Below are 4,547 nucleotides of genomic sequence, written 5' to 3'. Positions count from 1 at the left end.
ATCTATTTAGATAATGTTTTTTTACCTCCTCTATACCCTCTGGGGCGATAAAAACAAACAAGTTTTTGTTAACAAGTTCTTCTGGTTGGTAACCAAGTAAATTCGCGAAACAGTTGTTAACCTTCTTCAACACACCCCTCTGGGTGATAGCAACGCAATCAGTTTTATCGTCTATAATAAGATTATCCTTGATTTCTTCTTCAACAAGAATTTGATCTTCGGAAGGAATTTCTACGACAATTTCTTTAGTGGAACGAGCTACTTTTTCTTTTGGTTCAACATAAGATTTTATGTAATCTTTAAACAATTTTTCCTGTTCAAATAATTTTTTACTTCTTTCTTCTATCTCATTTTCTAAAGCCTCGAGTTTTTTTGTTTTTGATTGAATATCATCAAATAAAATCTGCAAATTTTTAAGGAGGTTATCAGGAATTTCTTTTACTTCTGAAATTTTATCAGCAGCAGTAACTATTTTTGGTTGTACATAACTTGTTTCATATATTGGGCTGACGGTTTTAGTTTCTACAAAAACAGGCTTCTTTTTACTTTCCAGTAATAGTCTGTCAGGTTCTTTTCCAGGTGTTACAAAACTCAAGATCCTCCTGTGATCTACAAGGACTATAACCAAGAAAAAACCAAATACCACATAATGCAAAACATAGGATGGGCCAACATCATTTAACATGATACTTAATCCCAAACCCGATAGTATTAAAGAGGTTGGTATATACGAGTAAATTAAACTCCGCCTGGTAGCCTTCACATGCAGGTACGTATCAAAAAGGATAACCATATAGGATAGGAATATTAGTTGTAGGCTATTCAATCCAGATAACAGATGGAATGGAGTCATCTCAAATATAAAAGATGGTTCATAGGCTGCTCTTAAAAAAAATATAAAAACAAATTTAACAGAAATAAAAATAGATAAAAATACAAAAAAGAAGCATGTGAAAATCCAGGGGCGATCTCTATATTTCTCCATAAACAACCCCTCTTTTTTCCAAAACCCTTTTCTTCTTAAGATAGTATATTGCGCCAGCTAACCCAATCGTTATCGCTATTATATCCAACATATATGGCGGGACCACCAATGTTATTATACCACCAAATCCTGGTATAACTATGTTGTTGCCACTTCTCATTGCCTCTTCAGTGTTATAATATATGTACGCCTCTGCTGGATTTGAACCCTGTCTGTCTTGTATCAAAACATGTATACCCGTGAACCATGTTTTTTTGAAAACAAACCTTATTTCAATGTCACAACGCTCATCTATTGTTTCCTTTTTGTTTGATTTATTGTATAAACATTTCTCTTTTACTAAAAGATTGTTTCTTTCAGGTATTTCACTGAACTCATTTATTTCAACATAGGATTCCAAATTCTTGTATTGTCTAAAAATAAACTTAGACACCTCTTTTTCATAGTTATAAAGAGTGACACTTACTTCGTATATATCACCCCAGGAGTTATAATCAGAGATTGTTAGGTACACACGCATCAAATCATTTTGTTGCTCGACACGTATATAACCATACTTGGGTGGAACGTTTAGAACCCCTACACCAGCCTGACCAGCATCTACTGTATTAGAAAACAAAAGATTTAAAATGAATGCTATAAAAAACAATTGGATCAGGATTTTTTTCATTTTTTAGGTTTTACCTCCGTTTATGCCTAGAGTAGGAGAAAAACATGTAAATAATAACGACTAAAATCAAACCTATTACAACGATTTGTACTATGCTTAAGGACATTGTAAAAGATTTGCTTTCTGTTGATTTAGGTGGACCAATTGTTATCTGTGTGGTGTAAGACTTTGTTACTCCATCAGCGGTCAACCTATAGTTTATGATACCTGTTTTGCCTTCGCTAACAGCCTCTACTCTCATAGTGATAGTTCGCTCTGAGGAAATTGTTGATGTGAACCTAATTGGTGAAGATGTTTCTGTACCGCCATCTAACAGTTTAAGTAATCTTACGTTTTCTTCATCAGCCCATATCTCTAGACTTACTAGCCCATCACCTGAAACATATGCTTTTATATCCTTTATCTCACCTTCATACATATCTAATTTTTTTAGGTACTGGAAGGTTATACCTGTGTTTTCGATCTCTATAATCTCGTAGTTACTATGCCCAACATGTATTTCGAAGGTGGGGAGATCTATTATAAAAGAACTGTATAAAGTGACGGTGGCGTTTGTGTCTAAAAAATATGTTTTAGGGTACGATCCCTCAACTTGTACATTAATCTTTTTAATACCAGGTGGCCAAGATTCAGAATGAAGAGTTACGTAATGAGTTTTTGTTTCACCCACTGAAAACTTTTTGTTCATCTCATTGATTTCGATGTTATCGTATTGTGAGTAATCGATGTTTACATATAATGGAATGTTCCCCGCGTTACTAAGTTTGAAAAAAGTATTACCCTGTACCGTCATTTTTGTGAAAGGATCAACATAAAATATGATAGAAGAGGGTTTACTAATTGAATAACCTGTTTTTGGTTTTTCAATAACAACATCCTCAGAATGCAATTTATTCTCGTTTTCATAAACCTCTATAGTCCAGTTTTCATAATAACCAACAATATTTGGAAATGTGTCCTTTACACCTATACAAAAACTGTAGGTATCACCGTTTTTAGAACATCTATCACTAATTATATAATCTACACTGTATCCACTTATGTCTGTCCATACATTCATGCTATTTTTATCATATTTCCATTCATAGTAGTTGGTTTCATCTCTAGCACCAATGCTTGGAACTGTATATCCTTTGTATAACCTAAATGTGAATGTGTCTAAACTCCCAGTTCGCGTCGATATATTCACATAATGCCAGATACCTGCAACTATTACAGGTTGATTGAACCTTGTTTGTCTTTTGCCTTCAAGCATGTTTATGTTTATGATTATATTATCAATGGCTGTAACATTTGAAAATATTGAAAATAAACTTGTTATAACTATCAAAAAAACAATAATATTTTTTATGATTCTCATCCCATTCACCTCTCATGTTGTATGAAATTATTTAGCGACCCATCCATAATTCTTATCTATATTAGTGTATTAAAGTTTTTCTTTTAAACATATTTTCAAAAATGCTGTTTTATGGATTAAAAAAGTTATATAAAAATATGAAAAAAAAAGAAGAGGGGGGTTTTTATTATGTTGTAGTCAGATGATATCTTATTGTTGCTGTATAATCACCAGCTATCTGACCAAATGGGATATTACATTTGTATTCTACATCGTTGGTTGTTAAACTTGTACCATTGACTTCCATAGGATGATAGGTTCCGACATCCCCATATAAGTAAATGACATCACCTAAAGCAGTGAAATTAGCAGAGATGTCTTTATCACCGCCACGGACCCACACAGTTTCCCTAGACATATTAACAGTTGGTCCAAGTTTTACATGCGTCAAATTATCGACATCTACAGACAATGAGTAATTACCATTGGAGCGAGTAACAAGTGTTATATTGTTATTAGCAGTAGCAATCTCGCCTGGGTTGCCAACAATTTCTGGCCAGCCTGCACTAACTATTTCACTATAAGAGTACACCCCAAACTCGTCGTTTATCCAAACTATGCTTTTTTGCAATGCACCTTCTCCACTATCTGTAACTGTTATGTTAAAATTCCAGGAGAATAGATCATTTGTAACATTTTTTGTTTTATCCCAAGAACCGTCACCAGGAGCATATCTAAACTGGTAACTAGGAATGAATGAGAAAGACAAATTGCGACACTCAGTGTACCCATAGCTGCCGTAATATGTGTCATTCTCAGTTATCTCCATATAATTACCTTCATTGACCTCACCGCCAACAGGCCACAGCAACCTCCAAAAAGCAGTACCAGTAGTATTCTCATATTGCAACATCATATTTAGGTTACCGCCTAATGTCTGGTTATAGGTAGTATTATCGTCACCATTGTCATACCAAGCTGTTATATTCACGTATTCTATATCATCCCAGCCTTGGTCGCTACTAATATTTATTATAAATCGATACTCGGAAATATTATCTACATCGATTTGATCATTTAGCTTGGAAACCCAAGTACCAGACTGGTTATACTGAAAATCATACCAATTTATCCTTGGTGCAAGTTCTAGTACACTAACCCTCAGCTTAGTTGAATTATACCAAGCATTTCCTATGTCACCAGGGTTGGCTTTACCAAACATTATTATGGTGTGTAAGAAAAAGATATTTGTCAACAAAGAAATGATTATTGCTGATATTATTATAGTTGAAAACACCTTTGATTTTATCACTATTCTCACCTTCCTCTTCTATATCCATCATCGTATGATATGTTAATACATATCATGCCATTTATTCTCTAAGTTGCAATATATAAAGCTATCTAGAAAAAAAGTCAAATTGTAAAAATCATAATTTTGGAATTATAAAAAACAAGATCGATTCTAATAGAGAAAAAAAGGAGGGCGACTTTTCATATGTAGGTCTTTTAATTTAAATGGGTTTTAGACCACACAGGAAATTTAGTCGCAA

The 4,547-nt window shown here is 33.6% G+C and carries 4 protein-coding genes; all 4 read right to left on the bottom strand.

All coding sequences use genetic code 11. The annotated features are described in order from the left end of the window. A partial coding sequence (locus QHH19_06730) for a PAS domain S-box protein (GenBank protein MDH7518018.1) occupies positions 1 to 685 on the bottom strand: 685 nt, incomplete at its 3' end. 286 nt (positions 686 to 971) lie between these two features. Continuing rightward, a complete protein-coding gene (locus QHH19_06725; protein MDH7518017.1) occupies positions 972 to 1,655 on the bottom strand; it encodes a hypothetical protein in 684 nt (227 codons plus the stop codon). A 10-nt stretch (positions 1,656 to 1,665) separates the two neighbouring features. Next, complete coding sequence (locus QHH19_06720; protein MDH7518016.1) at positions 1,666 to 3,015, bottom strand: hypothetical protein; 1,350 nt, start codon at positions 3,013 to 3,015, stop codon at positions 1,666 to 1,668. A gap of 166 nt (positions 3,016 to 3,181) precedes the next feature. Then, the gene (locus QHH19_06715) at positions 3,182 to 4,306 is read right to left on the bottom strand and encodes a hypothetical protein (GenBank protein ID MDH7518015.1); all 1,125 of its coding nucleotides are present in this window, start codon (positions 4,304 to 4,306) and stop codon (positions 3,182 to 3,184) included. Between the last annotated feature and the right edge of the window lie 241 nt (positions 4,307 to 4,547).

Source organism: Candidatus Thermoplasmatota archaeon (genome assembly GCA_029907305.1).
In the GTDB taxonomy this organism is placed as follows: Archaea; Thermoplasmatota; E2; order DHVEG-1; family DHVEG-1; genus JARYMC01.
This window is presented reverse-complemented; position numbering and strand designations above follow the sequence as displayed.

What these genes read in the sequence shown, in the direction of transcription:
- QHH19_06720 (MDH7518016.1), bottom strand. Translation starts at nt 3,015, where the DNA reads ATGAGAATCATAAAAAATATTATTGTTTTTTTGATAGTTATAACAAGT.
- QHH19_06725 (MDH7518017.1), bottom strand. Translation starts at nt 1,655, where the DNA reads ATGAAAAAAATCCTGATCCAATTGTTTTTTATAGCATTCATTTTAAAT.